At 58.7% G+C, this 21,212-nt stretch carries 19 protein-coding genes; 9 read left to right on the top strand and 10 right to left on the bottom strand.

The features are described from left to right. The first annotated feature begins 266 nt into the window (after positions 1-266). The 3 genes from C4J92_RS24295 to C4J92_RS24285 all read left to right on the top strand — a co-directional run bounded on the left by C4J92_RS24295 (position 267) and on the right by C4J92_RS24285 (position 5,333). Positions 267-1,556, top strand: a complete 1,290-nt coding sequence (locus C4J92_RS24295; RefSeq protein ID WP_124405461.1) for a diguanylate cyclase — start codon at positions 267-269, stop codon at positions 1,554-1,556. Between the two features lie 89 nt (positions 1,557-1,645). Next, complete coding sequence (locus C4J92_RS24290; RefSeq protein WP_124405460.1) at positions 1,646-3,415, top strand: acyl-CoA dehydrogenase C-terminal domain-containing protein; 1,770 nt, start codon at positions 1,646-1,648, stop codon at positions 3,413-3,415. Between the two features lie 139 nt (positions 3,416-3,554). Then, positions 3,555-5,333 carry an acyl-CoA dehydrogenase C-terminal domain-containing protein gene (locus tag C4J92_RS24285; RefSeq protein ID WP_124405459.1) on the top strand — a complete coding sequence of 593 codons (1,779 nt, stop codon included), beginning with the start codon at positions 3,555-3,557 and terminating at the stop codon, positions 5,331-5,333. A gap of 227 nt (positions 5,334-5,560) precedes the next feature. On the opposite strand, the gene C4J92_RS24280 is transcribed toward C4J92_RS24285, so the two are convergent. After that, positions 5,561-6,460 carry a LysR family transcriptional regulator gene (locus tag C4J92_RS24280; protein WP_124405458.1) on the bottom strand — a complete coding sequence of 300 codons (900 nt, stop codon included), beginning with the start codon at positions 6,458-6,460 and terminating at the stop codon, positions 5,561-5,563. 209 nt (positions 6,461-6,669) lie between these two features. Here C4J92_RS24280 and C4J92_RS24275 point away from each other — a divergent pair, with 209 nt between their 5' ends. The 4 genes from C4J92_RS24275 (at position 6,670) to C4J92_RS24260 (ending at position 9,080) form a co-directional block, all read left to right on the top strand. Further along, the gene (locus tag C4J92_RS24275; protein ID WP_124405457.1) at positions 6,670-7,932 is read left to right on the top strand and encodes an aspartate aminotransferase family protein; all 1,263 of its coding nucleotides are present in this window, start codon (positions 6,670-6,672) and stop codon (positions 7,930-7,932) included. Positions 7,933-8,158: 226 nt separating this feature from the next. Next, a complete protein-coding gene (locus C4J92_RS24270) occupies positions 8,159-8,524 on the top strand; it encodes a type II toxin-antitoxin system RelE/ParE family toxin (protein WP_124405456.1) in 366 nt (121 codons plus the stop codon). Continuing rightward, positions 8,508-8,828, top strand: a complete 321-nt coding sequence (locus C4J92_RS24265) for a DNA-binding transcriptional regulator (protein ID WP_124405455.1) — start codon at positions 8,508-8,510, stop codon at positions 8,826-8,828. The genes C4J92_RS24270 and C4J92_RS24265 overlap by 17 nt, the downstream gene beginning before the upstream one ends. A 93-nt stretch (positions 8,829-8,921) precedes the next feature. After that, on the top strand, positions 8,922-9,080 hold the full coding sequence (locus tag C4J92_RS24260) for a YqaE/Pmp3 family membrane protein (RefSeq protein WP_003194776.1): 159 nt from the start codon (positions 8,922-8,924) through the stop codon (positions 9,078-9,080). A 5-nt stretch (positions 9,081-9,085) separates the two neighbouring features. On the opposite strand, the gene pqqE is transcribed toward C4J92_RS24260, so the two are convergent. The 9 genes from pqqE to C4J92_RS24215 form a co-directional block, all read right to left on the bottom strand. Then, positions 9,086-10,267: a pyrroloquinoline quinone biosynthesis protein PqqE gene (pqqE, locus tag C4J92_RS24255; RefSeq protein WP_124364668.1), complete on the bottom strand. Its 1,182-nt coding sequence runs from the start codon at positions 10,265-10,267 to the stop codon at positions 9,086-9,088. Continuing rightward, complete coding sequence (gene pqqD / locus C4J92_RS24250; protein ID WP_124368576.1) at positions 10,209-10,484, bottom strand: pyrroloquinoline quinone biosynthesis peptide chaperone PqqD; 276 nt, start codon at positions 10,482-10,484, stop codon at positions 10,209-10,211. Before pqqD ends, pqqE begins: the two co-directional genes overlap by 59 nt. After that, a complete protein-coding gene (gene pqqC, locus C4J92_RS24245) occupies positions 10,481-11,233 on the bottom strand; it encodes a pyrroloquinoline-quinone synthase PqqC (RefSeq protein WP_124368575.1) in 753 nt (250 codons plus the stop codon). The genes pqqD and pqqC overlap by 4 nt, the downstream gene beginning before the upstream one ends. 9 nt (positions 11,234-11,242) lie before the next feature. Next, positions 11,243-12,154: a pyrroloquinoline quinone biosynthesis protein PqqB gene (gene pqqB / locus C4J92_RS24240; protein ID WP_078739427.1), complete on the bottom strand. Its 912-nt coding sequence runs from the start codon at positions 12,152-12,154 to the stop codon at positions 11,243-11,245. A gap of 71 nt (positions 12,155-12,225) precedes the next feature. Continuing rightward, complete coding sequence (pqqA, locus tag C4J92_RS24235) at positions 12,226-12,300, bottom strand: pyrroloquinoline quinone precursor peptide PqqA (RefSeq protein WP_003194766.1); 75 nt, start codon at positions 12,298-12,300, stop codon at positions 12,226-12,228. A gap of 158 nt (positions 12,301-12,458) precedes the next feature. Next, a complete protein-coding gene (gene pqqF / locus C4J92_RS24230; protein WP_124405454.1) occupies positions 12,459-14,822 on the bottom strand; it encodes a pyrroloquinoline quinone biosynthesis protein PqqF in 2,364 nt (787 codons plus the stop codon). A gap of 48 nt (positions 14,823-14,870) precedes the next feature. Beyond that, a complete protein-coding gene (locus C4J92_RS24225) occupies positions 14,871-15,665 on the bottom strand; it encodes a carbon-nitrogen hydrolase family protein (RefSeq protein WP_124405453.1) in 795 nt (264 codons plus the stop codon). A gap of 10 nt (positions 15,666-15,675) precedes the next feature. Then, complete coding sequence (locus tag C4J92_RS24220) at positions 15,676-17,358, bottom strand: NAD(P)/FAD-dependent oxidoreductase (RefSeq protein ID WP_124405856.1); 1,683 nt, start codon at positions 17,356-17,358, stop codon at positions 15,676-15,678. Between the two features lie 167 nt (positions 17,359-17,525). Beyond that, entirely contained in the window at positions 17,526-17,972 is a 447-nt protein-coding gene (locus C4J92_RS24215; protein ID WP_124364663.1) for an Lrp/AsnC family transcriptional regulator, read from the bottom strand. Between the two features lie 667 nt (positions 17,973-18,639). On the opposite strand from C4J92_RS24215, the gene C4J92_RS24210 reads away from it, so the two are divergent. Beyond that, positions 18,640-19,428 (top strand): NYN domain-containing protein, encoded by a 789-nt coding sequence (locus C4J92_RS24210; protein ID WP_124405452.1) that lies wholly within the window; start codon positions 18,640-18,642, stop codon positions 19,426-19,428. Positions 19,429-19,739: 311 nt separating this feature from the next. Continuing rightward, complete coding sequence (locus C4J92_RS24205) at positions 19,740-20,942, top strand: phospholipase D family protein (RefSeq protein WP_124405451.1); 1,203 nt, start codon at positions 19,740-19,742, stop codon at positions 20,940-20,942. Positions 20,943-21,212: the final 270 nt, after the last annotated feature.

Here is a 21,212-nt window from a genome sequence, read left to right as displayed (position 1 = left end):
GGGGTGGCGGTTTTTTTCTAAATGTGGGAGGGGGCTTGCTCCCGATAGCGGTGTATCAGTCAGCCTCTCTGTAGCTGACCCACCGCTATCGGGGGCAAGCCCCCTCCCACATTCACTGTCGACTATAAAAATTGCACCCTGGCATTAAGGGATTACCGGACCGTGCCGTCACAGTGATGGCAATGTGATACATGCCGGACTAGTTGTGTTTAACTGGTCCCGCAGAGGCACTATGCCATCACTTTTTGCGGGTCGGAGTTTTACCCTTGTCACGCGTGTCTGCCCTACGGCTCAGCCATTTCCTGCCCTCGTTGCTGCTGTTGCTGGCCGGGCTCTCGGCTGCGTATCTCAAAGACCTCAACGTCTTCTTCACCTCGCTGTTCAACGTGCTGCCAACCTTGGTGCTGTTGCTCGGCGGTGCGTACTGCGCGGTGTATCGGCGCCAGCGTGAACTGTTCCTGATGATCACGGTGTACGTCGCGTATTTCCTGCTCGACACCCAGACCGACTTCTACCGCGACAATGGCCGCGTGCGCGAAGACGCCGCCGTGGTGTTTCATCTGTGCTGCCTGCTGTTGCCTGTGCTGTTCAGCGTGTATGCGCTGTGGCAGGAAAGGACCCACTTGTTCCGCGACTTCGTCGCACGCTGCGCGGTGTTGCTGGCCGTCGGCAGCGTGGCGCTGGCACTGGAGCAAAGTTATCCCCAGGGCGTGCTGGACTGGTTGGCCGAGATTCGCTGGCCGGCGCTGCATGGCGCCTGGATGAGCCTGATCCAGCTGTCATACCCGATGTTTCTGATCGGCTTTCTCACCCTGGCCGCCCAGTACTGGTATCAGCCGCGCCCGCTGCACGCCGCGCAGCTGGTGGGGTTGCTGGGGATGTTCTGGATGCTGCCGCAAACCTTCATCCTGCCGTTTACCCTCAACATCATGTGCAGCCAGGTCATGCTGATGATCGCTGCCGGTGTGGCGCACGAGGCGTATCAAATGGCGTTTCGCGATGAGCTGACCGGCTTGCCGGGGCGCCGCGCCCTTAACGAGCGCATGCAGCGGCTGGGCCGCAACTACGTGCTGGCGATGGGCGACGTCGACCACTTCAAGCGGTTCAACGACACCCATGGCCATGACGTGGGTGACCAGGTGTTGCGCCTGGTGGCGAGCAAGCTGTCCAAGGTCAACGGTGGCGGGCGCGCCTATCGTTACGGTGGGGAAGAGTTTGCCGTGGTGTTCGCCGGCAAGACCCTGGATGAATGCCTGCCGCACCTGGAGGAAATCCGCGAGATCATCGCCAACTATGCGATCAAATTGCGCAACCCGGACCGCCCCCCTGACGACCATCAAGGCCGCCAGCGTCGGGCCGGCAGCGGCGCCTTGAGTGTGTCGGTAACCGTCAGCATCGGCGTGGCCGAGCGCCAGGCCGAGCAGCGCAGCCCTGAAGAAGTGCTCAAGTGCGCCGACCAGGCGCTGTATGCCGCCAAGGGCGCCGGGCGCAACTGCGTGATTGCGGCCGGGCAGAACCGTCGCGGTGCGGTGCGTATGGAGCGTGCTGCCGGTTGAGTAATGGTGCTGTATTCAGCAGCGCTACAGTGATTGTCCGAGGCGTTGGGCGGCAGTAGGTTGAGCTATCTGCCGCCGGAGACATTGCCATGCCTGAGTACAAAGCTCCCCTGCGCGACATGCGCTTTCTGATCGACAACGTGTTCGACTTCCACGGCCACTACGCGGCCCTGGGCGCGACGGACGCCAGCCCCGACATGGTCAACGCCATTCTCGAAGAGGGCGCGAAGTTCTGCGAGAACGTACTCGCGCCGCTCAATCGCAGCGGCGATGAAGAGGGCTGCCATTTCGATCGGGGTGTGGTGACCACGCCCAAGGGCTTCAAGGAAGCCTTCGCCCTGTACGCGGAAGGCGGCTGGCACGGCTTGGCGGCCGACCCGGCCTACGGCGGCCAAGGCTTGCCGCAGTCCCTGGGGCTGGTGCTGAGCGAGATGATCGGCTCCAGCAACACGTCCTGGGGCATGTACCCAGGCCTGACCCACGGCGCAATGTCAGCGATCCACGCCCACGGCACCGACGAACAGAAAGCCACTTACCTGACCAAGCTCACCGCCGGCGAATGGACCGGCACCATGTGCCTGACCGAAGCCCACTGCGGCACCGACCTGGGCTTGATCAAGACCCGCGCCGTACCTGCGGCCGACGGCAGTTACGCGGTCACGGGCAGCAAGATCTTCATCTCGGCCGGCGAGCACGACATGAGCGCCAACATCATCCACCTGGTGCTGGCCAAACTGCCGGATGCACCGGCGGGCACCAAAGGCATCTCGTTGTTTATCGTGCCCAAGTTCCATGCCGATTCCGGCGAACGCAACGCGGTGCACTGCGGCTCCATCGAGCACAAAATGGGCATCAAGGCCTCGGCCACCTGCGTGCTGAACTTCGACGGCGCCAAAGGCTTCCTGATTGGTGAGGCGAACAAAGGCCTCAACTGCATGTTCACCATGATGAACCACGCGCGCCTGGGCACCGGCATGCAGGGCTTGTGCAATGGCGAGGCGAGCTTCCAGGGCGCGATCAAATACGCCAACGACCGCCTGCAAATGCGCTCGTTGACCGGCGCCAAGGCCCCGGAGAAAGCCGCCGACCCGATCATCGTGCATGCCGACGTCCGCCGCATGCTGTTGACCATGAAAGCCTTCAACGAAGGTAATCGCGCGCTGACCTACTTCACCGCCCAGCTGCTCGACACGGCGCACCTGAGTGACGACGCCGGCCAGCGCCAGGAGGCCGAGGACCTGTTGGCCTTCCTCACGCCGATCTGCAAAGCCTTCATGACCGAAACCGGGCTGGAGGTGACCAACCACGGTATGCAGGTATTCGGCGGCCATGGCTACATTCGCGAGTGGGGCATGGAGCAATTGGCCCGGGATGCCCGGATTGCGCCGATCTATGAAGGCACCAATGGTATCCAGGCCCTCGACCTGCTGGGGCGCAAGGTGCTGGGCAGCCAGGGCAAGTTGCTGCGCGGCTTTACCAGAATTGTGCATAAGTTCTGCGTCGCCAATGCCGAGCATGCGCAACTCAAGGCCGCTGTAGAACAGCTCAACCAGTTGAACCAGCAATGGGGTGAGCTGACCCTGAAGGTCGGCACGGCAGCGATGAGAAATCCTGACGAAGTAGGCGCGGCGGCCATGGATTACCTGATGTACAGCGGTTACATCATCCTCGCCTACCTGTGGTTGCGCATGGCGATCGCGGCGCAGGCGCATGACGACCCCGGGTTTGCCCAGGGCAAAACTGCGACCTGCGACTTTTATTTCAAGCGCCTGTTGCCGCGCACATCCATGCACCGGGCCGCCGTGGAGGCGGGCAGCGACTGCCTGATGAGCTTACCGGCGCAGGCGTTTTCCCTATAGGCCGAACGGGGTCGGCGTGACTTATAAATACTTAATAGTCACGAACGGACCCTATGTGTCTGAAAAGTTGTTCGGGTACACTCGGAGTCTGTAAAACCGATCCTATCGAATCACTTTTCACCTTCTCACGAGGTTTGCCATGGCTGATTACAAAGCGCCGTTGCGTGATATGCGCTTCGTCCTCAACGAAGTTTTTGAAGTCGCCACGACGTGGGCCCAATTGCCTGCCCTGGCCGACACGGTTGACGCCGAAACCGTTGAAGCGATCCTCGAAGAAGCCGGCAAGGTCACCGCCAAATCCATCGCGCCGTTAAGCCGTGGCGGCGATGAGCAAGGCTGCCACTGGACGGACGGTGCGGTCACCACGCCGGACGGTTTCCCCCAGGCCTACGCGACTTACGCCGAAGGCGGCTGGGTCGGTGTGGGTGGCGACCCGGTATACGGCGGCATGGGCATGCCCAAGGCGGTGTCGGCACAGGTCGAAGAGATGATCAACTCGTCCAGCCTGGCTTTCGGCCTGTACCCGATGTTGACCTCGGGCGCTTGCGTGTCGATCAATACCCACGCCAGCGAGGAACTCAAGGCCACCTATCTGCCGAAGATGTATTCCGGCGAGTGGGCCGGTTCCATGTGCCTGACCGAAGCCCATGCCGGCACCGACCTGGGCATGATTCGCACCAAGGCCGAGCCGCAAGCGGACGGTTCCTACAAAGTCAGCGGCACCAAGATTTTCATTACCGGCGGCGAACACGACCTGACCGAAAACATCATCCACCTGGTGCTGGCAAAACTGCCGGATGCACCGGCGGGCCCCAAAGGCATCTCGCTGTTCCTGGTGCCGAAGTTCATGGTGAACGCCGACGGCAGCCTCGGCGCACGCAACCCGGTGAACTGCGGTTCGATCGAACACAAGATGGGCATCCAGGCCTCCGCGACGTGCGTGATGAACTTCGACGAAGCGGTGGGTTACCTGGTCGGTGAGCCTAACCGTGGCTTGGCGGCGATGTTCACCATGATGAACTACGAGCGCCTGGGGGTGGGCATCCAGGGTCTGGCTTCCGGCGAGCGCTCCTACCAGAACGCGATTGAATATGCCCGCGACCGGCTGCAGAGCCGCTCTCCATTGGGCGCCAAGGCCCCGGAAAAACCCGCCGACCCGATCATCGTGCACCCGGACGTGCGCCGCATGCTGCTGACCATGAAGGCGGCGAACGAAGGCGGCCGTGCATTCTCCACCTACGTCGCGACGCAACTGGACATCGCCAAGTTCAGCGAAGACGCCGCCGCCCGCGAGCGCGCCGACAACCTGGTGGCGCTGCTGACGCCGGTCGCCAAGGCATTCCTCACGGACCTGGGCCTGGAAACCACCGTGCTCGGCCAGCAAGTGTTTGGTGGCCACGGCTACATTCGCGAGTGGGGCCAGGAGCAGTTGGTGCGTGATGTGCGCATCACCCAGATCTACGAAGGCACCAATGGTATCCAGGCGCTGGATTTGATGGGGCGCAAGATTGTCGGCAGCGGTGGCGCGTTCTACACCTTGTTCGCCGATGAGATCCGCCAGTTCATCGCCACTGCGGGCGAGGCATTGGGCGAGTTCACCCGTCCGCTCGGCGCGGCAGTGGATAAACTGGATGAACTGACCGCCTGGGTGCTGGACCGTGCCAAGACCAACCCGAATGAAATCGGCGCAGCCTCGGTGGAATACCTGCATGCGTTCGGTTACATGGCGTATGCCTATATGTGGGCGCGCATGGCCAAGGCCGCGCTGGGCAAAGAGGCCGAAGAGGATTTCTATGCCAGCAAGCTGGGCACTGCGCGCTTTTACTTTGCGCGCCTGTTGCCACGCATTCACTCGTTGAGTGCGTCGGTAAAAGCCGGTAGCGAATCGCTGTTCCTGATGGATGAAGCGCTGTTCTAGGGGGCGAAGCGCGCATGTAAGCATTCTCTTACATGACGTGCTGCTAATCGTCCTCTATCGCCATATTGGATCCACGGATAATCTACTTCACATGGACGTCGCGCAGGAAGCGCAAAGCAACAACACGGACACGTAGGATTCTGCCAGGATGGCGGAGTGAAATGGATGTCAGGGAAACAGTCTGCAAAGCCCCGCTTCGGCGGGGTTTTCTTTTGCCTGCGAAAAAGTCAGGCGCCTGCCTGCGGGGCATTCATCACGTCTTCCAGCAACGTGCGCAGCAACGCCAGCGTCGCTTGCTGGCGCTGCACGTCACGGCACACCAATCCGACTTTCAACGGCACCCTGGGTTCGCTCAAGGGTTTCCACAGCAGCGACTGGCTGTTGTGTTCGTCTTGTGAACGCCCCGGCAGCACAGTGGCCAACTGGGTGTGGGGCAGGCTGTCGAGAATCCCCACCATGGTATTGAGCTCCGCCTGCACCTGCGGGCGCCGGCCCAGGTTGGCCAACTGGGCCTGCCAGATCTGGCGCACCTGAAATTCCTCGCCCAGTAGCAACATCGGCAACTCGGCTGCCTGTTTCAGTGAAACCTTCTTGAATTCCCGCAAGGGATGGTGCTCAGGGATGACCACCTTCAATTCATCTTCATACAACAACACGCCATGCAGGCCCGGCTGGCGCGGTGGCAGGTAGCTGATACCGATGTCCAGCGAGCCGTTGAGCAGCCGGCGTTCGATTTCCAGCCCGGTCAATTCGTAGATCTGCACCACCAGGTGGGGTTGGGCCTTGCGCACCCGCTCGAGCATCTGCGGCACCAGGCTGGTGTGCACGGTTTGCAGCACGCCGATGGCCAAGGTGCGCATCGCCTGGCCTTTAAAGTTGCGCAACGCCTCCACCGCTTGCTGCATGCCGTCGATCAGGGGCAAGGCATGGTTGTACAACGTGTGTGCCGCCAGCGTAGGGAGCAGGCGTTTGCTGCTGCGCTCGAACAGGCTCACATCCAGGTTCTGCTCCAGTTGGCGAACCTGCTGCGACAAGGCCGGCTGGGAAATCGACAGACGCTCGGCGGCACGGCCTACATGGCCTTCTTCATACACCGCGACGAAATAACGCAGTTGCTTGAAATCCATAAGATTTGCTTATCGAAAAAGCTGGAAAATCGAAATGGCCGTGGGCCCTTGAGACGCCTAGTCTAGCGCCTATTCGCAGGGCTTACAGGGCCGGATCGGGCAATGAATAACGTTTTTGGTAATGGCGTTTACATAGGCAAGACAAAACACCTCAGCACCGGGCTTGCGCCCGGTACCGACCAAGGTCCGCTTGCTGTCAGGGGTGAACTGTGAACCTGTTCCGGCGCGCCGCGCCGAGCCTTGACGACCTGGTGCTTCATGATCCGCATCGTGATTTTTCCAGCCATTGCCTGATGCCTACTGTCGCGCGCCCCTGCGAGGTGTTCGTCCAGGGTCACGGCGCCTGGCTGTCGGACAGCGACGACCGTGCCTACCTGGATTTCAGCCAGGGCGGCGGTGCCAACAGCCTAGGCCATAGTCCACAAGCGGTGCGCGACGCCATTGCTGAACAGATGCAAACCGTGATCAACCCTGGCATGGGCTTGCATAACCGGGCGCAGCTCGACCTGGTTGAGCGCCTGTGTCATCACACCGGCAGCGATCAGGCCTATCTGCTCAATAGCGGTGGGGAGGCTTGTGAAGCCGCGATCAGACTCGCGCGCAAGTGGGGCCAACTGCATCGCGGCGGCGCTTATCACATCATCACGGCGGGTAACGGCTGCCATGGCCATGGTTTCGCAGCGATGTCGGCTTCGGCCGTTGCCCGCGAAAACCGTTTCGAACCGCTATTGCCGGGCTTCAGTCATGTGCCGTTCAACGATCTGCCGGCGCTGCATGCCGCCGTCGATGCGCACACCGTCGCCATCATGCTGGAGCCAATCCAGAGCGCCGCGGGTGTCATTCCCGCCACCGAACACTACCTCAAAGGCGTCGAACGCCTGTGCCGCGAGCTGGGGATCCTGCTGATTCTTGACGAAGTGCAAACTGGCATCGGCCGCTGCGCCAGCCTGCTCGCCGAACAGCAATACGGCGTACGCGCCGACATCATTACCCTCGGCAAAGGCCTGGGCGGTGGCGTGCCCCTGGCGGCATTGCTGGCGCGCGGCACAGCCTGTTGTTTCGAAGCGGGCGAGCTGGACGGCACGCATCACGGCAATGCGCTGATGGCGTCAGCGGGTAGTGGGGTACTCAATGCCGTGTTGGCCAGCGGCTTTCTCGAACAGGTACGCGAATCCGGCCACTACCTGGCAGAAGGCCTCGCGCGCCTGGCCCACCGTTATGAGCATGGACAATTGCGCGGCAACGGTCTGCTATGGGGCCTCACGCTGTCGGACGATTCTGCGGCTGCGGTGGTAAAGGCCGCGCTGCACGAAGGCCTCATCCTCACCGCTGCGCAGCCCGATTGTCTGCGTTTTACCCCCGCCCTGAATGTCAGCAAAAACCATATCGACGAAATGCTTCTGCGCCTTGCCCGCGCCTTCTCTCGGGTACGTACCGCCCAACTGCAATGCCGCAAGGGCATCGCTGTCTGACCTCGACTTCCTGAACCGTCTCGCGGGATACGCGGCGCCTCCAGCCTGATTCTTTTGGCTGGGGGCGTTTTTTTGCGTGGGTAATTTTTAGACTGGAAAGGTTGCTTGTGCGTCATTGGAAATAGTGGCTTTTTAGCGGGCTTCGGCAAGGATTGTCGATGGGGGCACTCAGTGCTCCTCTTCTAATCTATACCACTGGGTGGTATGTTTCTCGGAACGGATCTCCATGAAGCTCAGGTTGTTCAAAACCCGGAATTTTGCGAAGGCGGCCAGCAAGGCTTGGATAAGCGATTCGGAGTTAAAAGAAGCATTCAGCGATTTGCTCAATGGACAGGCGGACAATTTGGGAGGCGGCGTATGGAAGAAGCGGCTGAACCAAAATCGTCATCGATCCATTGTCTTGGCTAAAGGCAGGCACTACTGGGTGTATCAATTCCTGTTCGCCAAGCAGAGTCAGAGCAATATCAGTCAGAGTGAACTGGATGGGTTTCGGTCGCTGGCGAAGATCTATGAAAATTTAAACGATGCTCAGATTCAGCTATTGCTGGATCTAACAGAGTTTGTGGAGATATATCATGACCAGAAAATATAAAAGTGAGGCGCTTGAGTCCATTCACCAATCTGCCGAAGCGCTTTTTACAATTGGTGCCATTGGCAAAACCACGCTTCGTGAGTTCGACGAATCGTGTCTGGCAACGGTTCCTGCACAAATGCAAGCCGAGCAAATCAAACACTTGCGTGAAAGCAGCCACGTTAGCCAACCGGTGTTCGCTCGCTACCTGAACACCAGCGCCTCGACAGTAAAGCAGTGGGAATCCGGCGAAAAACAACCCAGCGGCATGGCGCTCAAGTTGTTGAGCATCGTTCAAAAGCATGGCCTGCAGATTCTGGCGTGAGCTGGCCCAATGCCAGAACCCACTGAACCCTCACGAAGCGCCAAGGTCGATTAGCTACACGGCTCACACGAGCCGATTTTCTGGAGCTGACCCATGGACATCATTCGTATCATCATCGCCATTCTGCTGCCGCCACTGGGTGTGTTCCTGCAAGTAGGCTTCGGCGGCGCGTTCTGGCTGAACATTCTGCTGACCCTGTGCGGTTACTTCCCCGGCATCATTCACGCGGTGTACATCATCGCCAAGCGCTGAGGCCCTCAGCCTTTGGCGATGAGACGTGAATTGCGCTCATTGCGAAACGCCAGTTGCTCGATGGTCTGGGTGGCGTGTTCGGCTTCTTCCCGCGCTTGAAGGATGATGCCGTGCTGCTCGGACTTGCTGCACACCGGGTCGGCGTTGCTCGCATCCCCCGTGAGCATGAAGGCCTGGCAACGGCAGCCGCCGAAGTCCTTTTCCTTCTCATCGCATGAACGGCACGGCTCGGGCATCCAGTCGTAGCCGCGAAAACGGTTGAAGCCGAACGAGTCGTACCAGATGTGTTGCATGCTGTGGTCGCGCACATTGGGAAACTGCACCGGCATCTGTCGGGCGCCATGACAGGGCAGCGCAGTACCGTCCGGTGTCACTGTCAGAAAAATACTGCCCCAGCCATTCATGCAGGCTTTCGGGCGTTCTTCGTAGTAATCCGGCGTAACGAAAATCAGCTTGCACGGGTGGCCTTCGGCTTCGAGCTTGGCGCGGTATTCGTTGGTAATGCGTTCGGCGCGTACCAGTTGTTCCCTGGTCGGCAATAACCCCACACGATTTAGCTGCGCCCAGCCGTAGAACTGGCAGGTGGCAAGCTCGACAAAGTCCGCTTCGAGGGCGATGCACAGCTCGATAATGCGGTCGATCTTGTCGATGTTATGCCGATGGGTGACGAAGTTCAGCACCATCGGGTAACCGTGGGCTTTCACCGCCCGAGCCATTTCGAGCTTTTGCGCGAAGGCTTTTTTCGAGCCGGCCAGCAGGTTGTTGACCTGTTCGTCGCTGGCCTGGAAGCTGATCTGGATATGGTCCAGGCCGGCCTTTTTGAAATCGCTGATCTTCTGTTCGGTCAGGCCAATGCCTGAGGTGATCAGGTTGGTGTAGAACCCCAGCTTGCGCGCTTCAAAGATCAGCTCAGCGAGGTCCTGGCGCACCAGCGGTTCGCCGCCGGAAAACCCGAGCTGGGCGGCGCCCATCTCGCGGGCCTCGCGAAAGACCTTGATCCATTGCTCGGTGCTCAGCTCCTTGCCCTGCTCGGCAAAATCCAGCGGGTTGGAGCAGTACGGGCACTGCAGCGGGCAGCGGTAAGTCAGCTCGGCGAGCAGCCACAGCGGCAGGCCGATGGCGGGTTTTTCAGGCAAGGGTGATCCAGTGCTCGGCACGGGCGACCTCCATGAATTGCTCGATGTCATCACCGAGTTCCGGCACGCCGGGAAATTGCCGGTCCAGCTCGGCGATGATGGCCGCCACGTCGCGTTCACCGTCGATCAAGCCTCCAATCAGCGCGGCGCTGTCGTTGAGCTTGATCATGCCTTCGGGGTAGAGCAACACATGGCCTTTTTGCGCGGGTTCGTACTGGTAGCGATAGCCTTGGCGCCAGGCCGGTTTTCTGCTGCGATCAAAGCTCATAGGGTGATCCCTTTATGCCAGACCCGCTGCGCGGTCACGCTGTGATACGGCGGGCGGTTCAATTCGTAGGCCATGCTCATGGCGTCAAGCATGCTCCACAGGATGTCCAGTTTGAACTGGAGAATTTCCAGCATGCGCTCCTGGCCTTCACGGGTGGTGTAGTGCTGCAGGGTGATCGCTAACCCGTGTTCCACGTCGCGACGGGCCTGGCCCAGGCGGGTGCGGAAGTATTCGTAGCCGGCCGGGTCGATCCACGGGTAATGCTGCGGCCAACTGTCGAGGCGCGACTGGTGGATCTGCGGCGCAAACAGTTCGGTCAAGGAGCTGCTGGCGGCTTCTTGCCAACTGGCGCGGCGGGCAAAGTTAACGTAGGCGTCTACCGCAAAGCGTACGCCGGGCAGCACCAGTTCCTGGGAGCGCAGTTGGTCCGGGTCGAGACCGACGGCTTGGCCCAGGCGCAGCCAGGCTTCGATGCCGCCGTCTTCTCCGGGCGCGCCATCGTGGTCGAGCAGGCGCTGGATCCATTCGCGACGGATTTCACGGTCCGGGCAGTTGGCCAGGATCGCCGCGTCCTTGAGGGGAATGTTCACCTGATAATAGAAACGGTTGGCGACCCAGCCCTGGATCTGCTCGCGGGTGGCGCGGCCTTCGTACATCGCCACGTGATACGGGTGATGAATGTGGTAGAAGGCGCCTTTGGCGCGCAAGGCGTGTTCGAATGCTTCGGGGGTCATCGGTGTATCAGTCATATGAGTCTCCTACAACTCGATGCTCATGCCGTCGTAGGCTACTTCGACATTACGCCGCACCAGCTCGGCTCGCTCGGGGGAATCTTCATCGAGGATCGGGTTGGTGTTGTTGATGTGGATAAGGACTTTGCGCTGCTCGGGCAACTGTTCCAGCACTTCGAGCATGCCGCCAGGACCGTTTTGCGCCAGGTGGCCCATTTCGCGGCCGGTGCGGGTGCCGACGCCACGGCGCTGCATTTCGTCGTCATCCCACATCGTGCCGTCCACCAGCAGGCAGTCGCTGCCGGCCATGATGTCCAGCAGCGGCGCGTCGACCTTGCCCAGGCCTGGGGCGTAGAACAGTTTGCCACCAGTGCGCAGGTCTTCGACGATCAGGCCGATGTTGTCGCCTGGGTGCGGGTCGAAGCGGTGCGGCGAATACGGCGGGGCGGCGCTGCGCAGCGGCAGTGGCGTGAAGCGCAGGTTGGGGCAGGCCGGGATAGTGAAGCTGGCGTCCAGCTCAATACGGTTCCAGGCCAGGCCGCCGTTCCAGTGAGTAAGCATGGTGAACAGCGGGAAACCGGTACTCAGGTCTTCATGGACCATATCGGTGCACCACACTTGGTGCGGGCAGCCCTCGCGCAGGCTCAGCAGGCCGGTGGTGTGGTCGATCTGGCTGTCCATCAAGATGATCGCGCTGATGCCGGTGTCACGCAGGGCGCGGCCCGGTTGCATCGGCGCAAACCCTTGCAGTTGTGCGCGGATATCCGGCGATGCGTTGCACAGTACCCAATTCACACCATCATCGGAAATCGCAATGGACGACTGGGTCCGCGCCTGGGCCCGCAGGCTACCATCACGAAAACCTGCGCAATTCACGCAGTTGCAGTTCCACTGCGGGAAGCCGCCGCCGGCGGCGGAACCTAGAATCTGGACAAACATGATCGCTCCATCAAGCACAGCTCAAAACAAAAACGCCCCGGGCGAACCGAGGCGTTGTATTACCCAGCGGATTAACGGCTGGCGAAGTACATGGTGACTTCGAAACCGATGCGCAAATCAGTGTAAGCAGGTTTGGACCAAGTCATATTCATACTCCTATCAAGGGACGGGATGTTCACTACCAAGTAGTACATATAGTCCACCTCCCATGGGAGATGTTCAGATATTGCGTGTGAATATTACGCAATTCTTTTCGAGTTAGCGCTGTCTCGAAAGAAAAAGCCTGTTGCACGGTTGGCAATGATCACCCTGCTGGCTGCCAGCGCCCCCCGATGCACGGGCCATTGGCAATGCAGCGCCAGCCGCCTGTGGCGTCGTTCAGTTGTTGCGCGGCGCGCTGCATATCGTCCCGCGAGCAGCTTTGTATCAATTCTTGTAATTGTTCCAGATAACCCGATGAGTGGCCCGCCAACTGCGCCTGCCACAGCAAGTCGGCGGCTTGGGCCATCGGCAGGGATTGGGCAGTGAATTGCTGCGCCAAGGCCTCGTTGCCCATGGCTGCGCTGCGCTCGATCAACGACGGCAGTTGTGCCAGGAAAGTCTGCACCTGTTCGGCGATCTCACCCAAGGACGCGCTGGGGGACTGCACGCCGAACAGCAAGCCGGTTTGCCCATTGACCTGTCGGATGCCGCTGAAAACGGCGTAGCCGATTTGTAGTTCGACCCGCAGGCGCTGGTAGAACGGCCCCTGAAGCAGATGACCGAGCAAGCGCCAGGCGGCTTCATCGGACAGGGCTTGAGTGGGTGTCGGGCAAAACAGCAGCATCGCCGCTTCGCTGGACGCGGTGTTGACCTCGTGCCAGCGGCGCTGGCCTTTGAGCGGTTGAGGCTCGCACTGGAAAGGCGCAGGCTGCCCAGGCAAGCGGGCTGCTGCGGTCTTGATCGCCGCTTCACAGGCTGCCGGTAACCCTGAGCCCAGCCCGTGCCAGCGGGCGGTGGCCCACGGTGCTGGCGTCGCTTGGGGCGTCGGCTGAACGCCGGTACAGCAGGCGGGCAATGCCTTGAGCAATTCGCGGATGGCAATCATCGGTGCCGGGGGTGGAGGCGCCAAGTGTTCAGCGGCAGTGCTCAAGCAGCGCGTCAGCGCTTCAAGCACGGCCGGCATGGGCTCATGGACACCGAGCATTTTTACCTGCCAGTCATTGGCGATGGTTTCGAAAGCCAACTCGACGCCCGCTTGACCGGCACTGTCGCGCAGTGGTTGTAACAGGCTGTCCAGGCCAGCAGGCGCGGCGCCCTCAAATCGCCAGCGCAGGTACAGGGCGCCTTCACCGGTGTCATTGGCCAATGCCTGGCTGAATGTCAGCGCCGATGTTTCCCGTCGGCCCCGTGAGCGGTCCTGGGCGAACGTGCGCAAGCCCCGGTGGGCGCTGGTCTGGCCGCGAATCAAGCCGGCACGTTCTTCTTGAGCGGCGGGACGAAGGAAAGGGTTAGCCGGTGGGAGCTGCCATTCATGCCTGGCGGGCGGCAGATGCAGTGCGTCGAGCATGGCCTTGAGCGCTGCGAGACTTTGGTCCGATACGTCTTCAAGGTCGTTGCGTGCCAGCGCCAGGGCGCTTTGGACCTGCTGTTGGCGAGCAGTGATCAAGGCGAACTCTTCGCGTAGGGGCGTCCAGTCGCTGTGTGCGAAAAAACTCAGCCAGTCGTGCAGCAGCGCCTCGATCTGTGTAGTCGCATCGCCTTGTATGTCGATGTCCAGCACAGCCTGTCCGGCAAAGTGGTACAGCACCGAGGCGTGCAAGGCAGTCGCCAGGTGTCGCGCTTTGAGTTCAGCGAGCAAGCCCCCCGGCGCCGGGCTGTTGAGCCAGGTACAGAGAAACGCCAGCGCTTCGCGCGGTGCGTCACAGGTGATGACCTGATGCAGATGATGATCGGCAACATGTTGATAGCCCCTGGCTGGCTTGGCCATCAACACTGGCGGCGCGGCCTGGGGATGCAGCGGGCCGCATTTCAGCTGCGCACCGAAGTGCTGCGCCAGCGCTTCCAGGTCTTGCTGCGATTGTGGGCCGGCAAGGCTCAACGTCATCTGGCCGCTTTGATAGAAGCGCTGATGAAATTCGCGCAACGCCTGCTGAAAAGCCTCATGTTCCACTGGCAGGCTGTCGCGATTGCCCGCATGAAAGCCGCGCAGCGGGTGATCAGCGGCCAGGCCCTCCAGCAAGGCCACCTGTTGCTGCGCCTTGGCATCTTGCGACCAGGCGACGAACTCGGCGTGCAGCACTTCGCGCTCGCGCAGTTGGTCATCGAGGGCCAGGCGAGGGTGCGTCAGCATGTCGGCTAACCGCACGAGCCCATCGTCGAAGGTCGGAACCGGCAGCTCAAAAAAGAATTCGGTAGTGCGCTCGCGGGTGCTGGCATTCACTTGCCCGCCATGACGCTGCACGTAGGCCATCAACCCTTCGTCTGCCGGAAAACGCTCGGTTGCCAAAAACAACAAATGCTCAAGGAAATGCGCCAGCCCCGGCCATGCCAATGGCGCGTCATGGCTGCCGGCAGCCACGCGCAAAACAGCCGCGCAGCGCTTCAAGCGCGGTGCATGGCGCAGACAAATGCGCAGGCCATTAGCCAGGGTGAGGTGCAGGGGTTGAGCGTGAACCGACGCAGGCATGGGCACTTCCGAAGCGGGGGAAGCGCCTATGCTAGCAAACCCGGTGGATCAGGGCTTGAGCAGCGCGCCGTAAAGCTCGGGGCGACGGTCGTGCAGGTAATGATTGGCGGCGCGGGCGTCGAGGATCGATTGCCGGTCCAGCGTGCCGACGATCAACGCTTCATCCAGGCCCGCCTGGGCGATGCGTTGGCCATCGGGCCCGGCAATGCTGCTTTGGCCGCAATAGTGAATATCGCCTTCGTGCCCGCAGTAATTGGCATAGGCCACGAAACATTGGTTCTCGAACGCTCGGGCCCGCACGGTGACGTCGGCGACAAAGTCGAACGGCACCATATTGGCAGTGGGTACCAGAATCAGTTCGGCACCGGCCAGGGCCAGGCGCCGCGTGTTTTCCGGAAACTCCAGGTCGTAGCAAATCAGCAACCCCAGCTTCCAGCCGTTCACTTCCACCAGCGGGAAGTCATCCTCACCAGCACTGAACATCGCGTGGTCGAGGTCGCCAAACAGGTGAGTCTTGCGGTAGTTGCACAGGCGTTTGCCGTGGGCGTCGATCAACTGCACGGCGTTGTAGATCTGGCCGTCTTCGGCCCGCTCCGGATAACCATACAGAATCGCCAGCCCGGCACTTTGCGCGATTTCAGCAATGATGTGTGCCGACTCGCCATCCCGGGCCTCGGCCAAGGCGCCTGTGGCTTCGGCGCCAATGTTGTAGCCCGTCAGGAACATTTCCGGCAGCACCAGCACATCGGCACCCGACGCTTCATGCGCCAGTTGCTGCAGGCGCTTGAGATTACCGGCCACGTCCAGCGGCAGTGGCGGGCATTGGTACAGGGCGACACGCATGTCAGGCTCCTTATTCGGGCAGGGCGATTGGCCCTATCTCGTCAAACACATCGCCGGGCCCTGGGTTTTCCGGATGGGTGCTGCCGCCGAAGTGGGTCATGATGCCCCACACCGCGTTCAGCGAGGTTTGTACCGCGCCCTCCACCCAGGCTGGGGTCCAGGAAACGTCGTCTCCGGCGATAAAAATCCCACGTTGTTCGGCGGGCATGTCCTTCTGCATGAAGTGCGCATACATGCGCTGGTTATACCGATAGTGGCCGGGCAATGCACCTTTGAAGGCCCCGAGGAAATGCGGGTCGGCTTCCCAGGACACGGTGATCGGGTCACCGATGATGCGCGCCTTGATGTCGACTTTCGGGTAGATCTTCGTCAGCGCATCGAGTGCCAGTTTGACCCGCTTATCGATGGGTTGGGGCAGCATTTTCAGCGCGTCGCTCATCCACGAGTAGGACAGGCAGATCACCCCAGGCTTGTCGTCGCCGTTGTCGAAAAGATAAGTGCCGCGCGTCAGGCGGTCGGTGAGGGTCATGCTCATCAGGTCGCGGCCGGTTTCCGGGTCTTTGTCTTTCCAGAACGGGCGGTCGACCATGACAAAAGTTTTCGATGACTGCATGTAGCGCGTGCGGTCCAGGGCCATCCACATTTTTTGCGAGAACAGGGTTTCGTCGCATTCGATCTGGGTGGTCAGCAGCCAGCTTTGGCAGGTGGTCAACACGGCGGCGTATTCGCGGGTGTCACCGTAGATGTCGGTAACGGCGAAACGGCCGTCGGCGGCGTGAGCAATGCGCTTCACGCCGGCCCGTGGCGCGCCCCTGTGCAATGAGCTGAGGCTGGTACCGGCAGGCCAGTGGGCACAGCGCTCCGGTACGTGACGCCAAATGCCCATGGGCACTTGAGCCACGCCGCCAACGACCAGGTGCTGATGGTCGTCGCAGTTGGTCATCACCACACGGAAGATTTCCAGCATGGAATTGGGGAAATCCGAGTCCCAGCCGCCGGTGCCGAAACCGACCTGGCCAAATACTTCGCGATGATGGAACGACAGCTTGGCAAAGGCTTTTGAGGTGGCGACGAAGTCGTAGAAGGTGCGGTCGTCCCACAGCGGCACCAGTTTATTCCACAGCGCTTTGAGGCGCGGCACGTCGCGGTCACGGATCGCCTGCTGGATATCGCCGAACTGCGAACCGGCTTCCAGCGCGTCGGCCCAGGCGTCGGCGACCTCCTGGAACAGCACCGGCAGGTCGGAGAGTTTTTGCGCGTAGTGCGTCTGGCCTTCCAGATCGATGACGGTACTGCCAGACGCCGGCGTCAGCGGGTTGGGAAAGGGTTTGGTTTCCAGGCCCAGCTTGTCCACATAGTGATAGAAGGCCGTGGACGACACCGGAAAGCGCATCCCACCCAGCTCGGCGATAATGCCTTCGGCGCCTTCAAACGCTTGGGAGCGAAGGCGACCGCCCATCTTCGACGCTTCGTACACCACCGGCTTCAAGCCCAGCTTCATTAGTTCGTAGGCCGCCACCAGCCCTGCAATACCGGCGCCGACAATCGCCACTTCAGCACCATGGTTGGCGGTGGGAATACTGCCCAGGCCGGCCGGGTGCTCGATCCAGTCATCAAAGGCAAACGGAAAATCCGGGCCGAAGATGGTGATGGGCTTTTTACCATTGGCGGGGTGTCGGTTGGTCTTGCTGATGGTGCTGGACGGAATGCTCATGGCTGACCTTACTGACGACTCAACGGAACAGGGCCCGTTGAGTATAGGAAAAGATGGCAGCCAGTTTAGGGAGCGTTGCGCTCGTTAATAAGACGCAATGTGTCGTCGGATTGTACTGGTTTTAGTCAATCTGACGAAGTGACTGGTCAGATAGGTTGTCCACGGTCCAATTTGTTACTGAGAATGATTGAAGTAGTGGTTTTTTCCACGCCTTCGACACTGCCTATCTGGTCCAGCAATTGATCAAGCTGCTCCGGCGACTCGGTACGCAGCCACGCCACGTAATCAAATTCACCGCTCACCGCGCACAACTGCTGCACCTGAGCCATCGCGCTCAGCCGGCGCAGCACTTCCTTGCCCGAACGCGGTTGCACGGTAATGCCCACATACGCCTGCAACCCGCCATCCGCCACGCGCTGGCCCAGGCGCACGCCATAACCGGTAATCACCTGGGTCTTCTCAAGACGCGCCAAGCGCGAAGTCACCGTGGTCCGCGCAATGCCGAGTTGCCGGGCAAGCATGGCCACGCTTTCGCGGGCGTTGAGCTGCAGCGCGGCGATCAGTTGGCGGTCGATTTCGTCTAGGGCGGGCAAGGATGGAGCTCCAGTGCGGGGGGCAGTGGGTGTGCATGTTACAGGCTTGGTCGGGCTTACAGAACTGCGGCGCCAGACATGCGAAAGCCGCGCAATGCGCGGCTTTTGCGTCTTGGTGGGCCCACACAGACTTGAACCCTGGGCCAAAGGATTATGAGTTGCTGGGCGAACTGGTATGCCTAGAGAAATCGTTCGTCGGTGAACGTAGGTTGGCATAGCTGGAGGGCCCGTAGTAATTGCTGTTGAGCGTAATTTTGAGAAATTTACTCAAGCTAAGCATCGTACCGTAGTTGTACTGAATCTACTGTGAGCTCGCTTTCGGTATGTAGGCCTAAGAATTGTCCGATTCGCTGTGATGCTTCACGTCTCGGAGCTACTAATACTCAGGCTGTTCAACAATATCCGGTCGAAAGCCAGCCCTGTTTCGATCTTTGTAGTGACCGCTTTCAGGCAAGAGCAGCCTGCGAACCACTGAATTTACTCTGAGGTGATCGATCAGCCCTTGAGCAGAACACATCGTTTTCTATGCTGCCGTAGACGGTGCGATGAGTTTCTACCCGAAGCGGTAGCAAAGATTGAGTCTTTCAACAAAATGATGGCAATATGCCCTGAGTGCAAGCCCTTGCAATTGGACAGCTATATGCGCCTTGGCGCTCAGGAGAAAGATATGGCGAAGCTCAATGTGTTCGTTGATGGTACTTGGCTTTATAACGCTTGCGGTGCGGATAGAGCTCTTGCGACACGTTTAGAATATCCTGATCGCAGATTTCAACTCGATCATGCAAAGCTCGTAAATGAAATCCTGGCACACGCACAGCGGCATATCCCAAAATGCGATTCAATTGGCAGTATGTATTTTGCTACTAGCGTGTTTGAGCTGCCAGTGGATTTGGCTGAGTGGCCGAATGAGCGCGACGACGTGACTGCCGCAGATGTGGAGTCGGTCAAGAGAAGCACTGCGGCCAGGGAAAAATTTGCTGAGAACGCCGTCCAGGCAGGATACTCAAAAGATGCCATATTCCGACCAAAATTAAAGGGCTGGATGCTCGGAAAGTTGCGCGAGCACCGATTTCAAGAAAAGCAAGTGGACGCTACAGTCGTAGCTTTGCTCGTGAAATACGCGATTACGTGCCCTGAGGATGTTCACGTCATCATCACCGGGGATTCTGACGTACTTCCTGCAATTAAAGTGGCATACCCGGAGTACTCTGATAACGTACTCGTTGCAACAACTCACCCTGATCAGTTGAAGGTTGATTCCCGGCAAACATCCTATGCGTTAGCTGATTTCAACTATTTAATACCTCCTTTCTATTTGGAACAAAATGCGGACAAGATCATGCAAGGGGCAAATGTTTACAAATGTGTCCATTGCAGCAAAGTCTTCAGTCGTCCGAATCCGATCCCACGCAACACTGCCGCTTGCTGCAGACCGTGCCACGAAAAGCGGGAGTGATTATCGCCTATGCTTTTCGACGGGCCGATCTGGGCCGATACATCGTGCTGGATTGATATGCAAAAATTCAATTCAGGTAGCGACAATAAGTCAATTCGGCGCCGAACTATACAGGTCCACGGGTCCAGCTATTAACCAACGGAAATGATCAGTATCCAAGTGCGTAAGCGGCTTTCGTACACCGAAAATACTAGTGTTTAGATAGAATCTGGCTGCTAGCCAGTAAGTTAGTAGCTCATATTGGATTGCGCTAGATTTTGACGCTGGGGTATAGCATTACCGCTGAAAAACATAGAAGTAAGGTGCTCTAAATGAATGTTAGTATGCTCGCTGAGTGGGAAGCAAATCGTGCAATTAAACAGCTAATTAAAAACTGCAATCAATATGCTGTCGCTGTGGCATGGGCCGGTGCAAACGAAATTGTCGATGCAATGTTGGATGCTGAAATTAAACTAGGAATGCTCGTGATAGGTACACATATGTACCAGACGGATCCAGCAGTGCTGCGGCGTTTTAGCAAATGCAAAGGTGTTCGCTGCCTCCCTCCTAATGGACGCCTTTTTCATCCCAAACTTTATTATTTCAGGATGCCTGATGGCTATGCGGCAGTCGTCGGAAGCCATAATCTGACAGGAGGAGCCTTTGGCGGCAAAAATATTGAGCTTAGCGTATTACTTCAAGGTGATAAAAAAGACATATTATTTCGAAATCTTGAAGATTTTATCAAGTCGAGTTGGAGTGCGGCCGAAGATATTCTTGAGGATAGTTTTTTATTTGCTTATGAGGCTCAATACCTTGCAAATAAAGCTAAGCTTAAAGATTTAAATAAATTCTATCGTTTAAAAAAACCAATTGGTGCCAAGCCCTCGCCTTTGGCCCTCACCTGGGAAAATTTTGTAAATGGTGTAAAGAACGATGGCTATCATAACCTAGAGGGTCGCCTTACTATTTTAGAACGCGCAGCGTCTTTGTTTTCAGAACATGGCTCTTTTGATGCGATGTCTAGACTTGAGCGTAAAGCTATCGCAGGGACCTATGGGGCTAATGAGCCGACATTCGATAATATTGATTGGGCTTGGTTTGGTAGGATGTCTGGCCAGGGAGACTTCAAAAACTTGGTCAATGAGTTTCCACAATTGCTTTCCAAAGCAATAGACAATATTCCGGCCGACGGTGATATTTCTGAAGGGGATTTCAACGCGTTCAGCCAAGATTTCGACCGAGCTTTTCGTAAAAAAACTCATAAGGGCGGGATAGCAACCGCCTCACGACTTCTAGTAATGAAACGCCCGGATTTTTTTATCGGCGTCAACGATGCTAACAAACGTGGCGTATGCGGTGCATTTGGTGCAGCCCACAGCACATTGACTCTAGGAAATTATTGGGAGCGCATCGTAGTGCCTATGCAAAATAGCCCTTGGTGGTTATCACCTCGACCTAAGGCCAAACTTGCCGGACGAATTTGGGATAATCGATCAGCGCTGCTCGATAGCATTTACTATGAACCAAAATAGATGTGTCACCGAGCCCGTTCTCGTTGAACAATTCTTTCTGGTATAACGATAAAAGTAATCACTCAGTGCCATTCTTATTGTTGTAGGGTGGGTGATTTTTTTCATTGGGTCGGCATAGGCGGTTTAATCAAGCAGCGAGCTTATCGCGGAAGTATATCCGCCGGATTTTCCCAGCACTTCCGCGCTGATCACCCGCTCTCCCGCTCGAAAAGTGAGCAGAAGCAGTTGAACACCTGAGTCAGTTTTCAGGCGGCAGAACAGCCTCTACTC

Source organism: Pseudomonas sp. R3-18-08 (assembly GCF_003852065.1).
In the GTDB taxonomy this organism is placed as follows: domain Bacteria; phylum Pseudomonadota; class Gammaproteobacteria; order Pseudomonadales; family Pseudomonadaceae; genus Aquipseudomonas.
The sequence above is the reverse complement of the archived record's forward strand: the minus strand, read 5'-3'. Positions and strand labels throughout refer to the sequence as shown.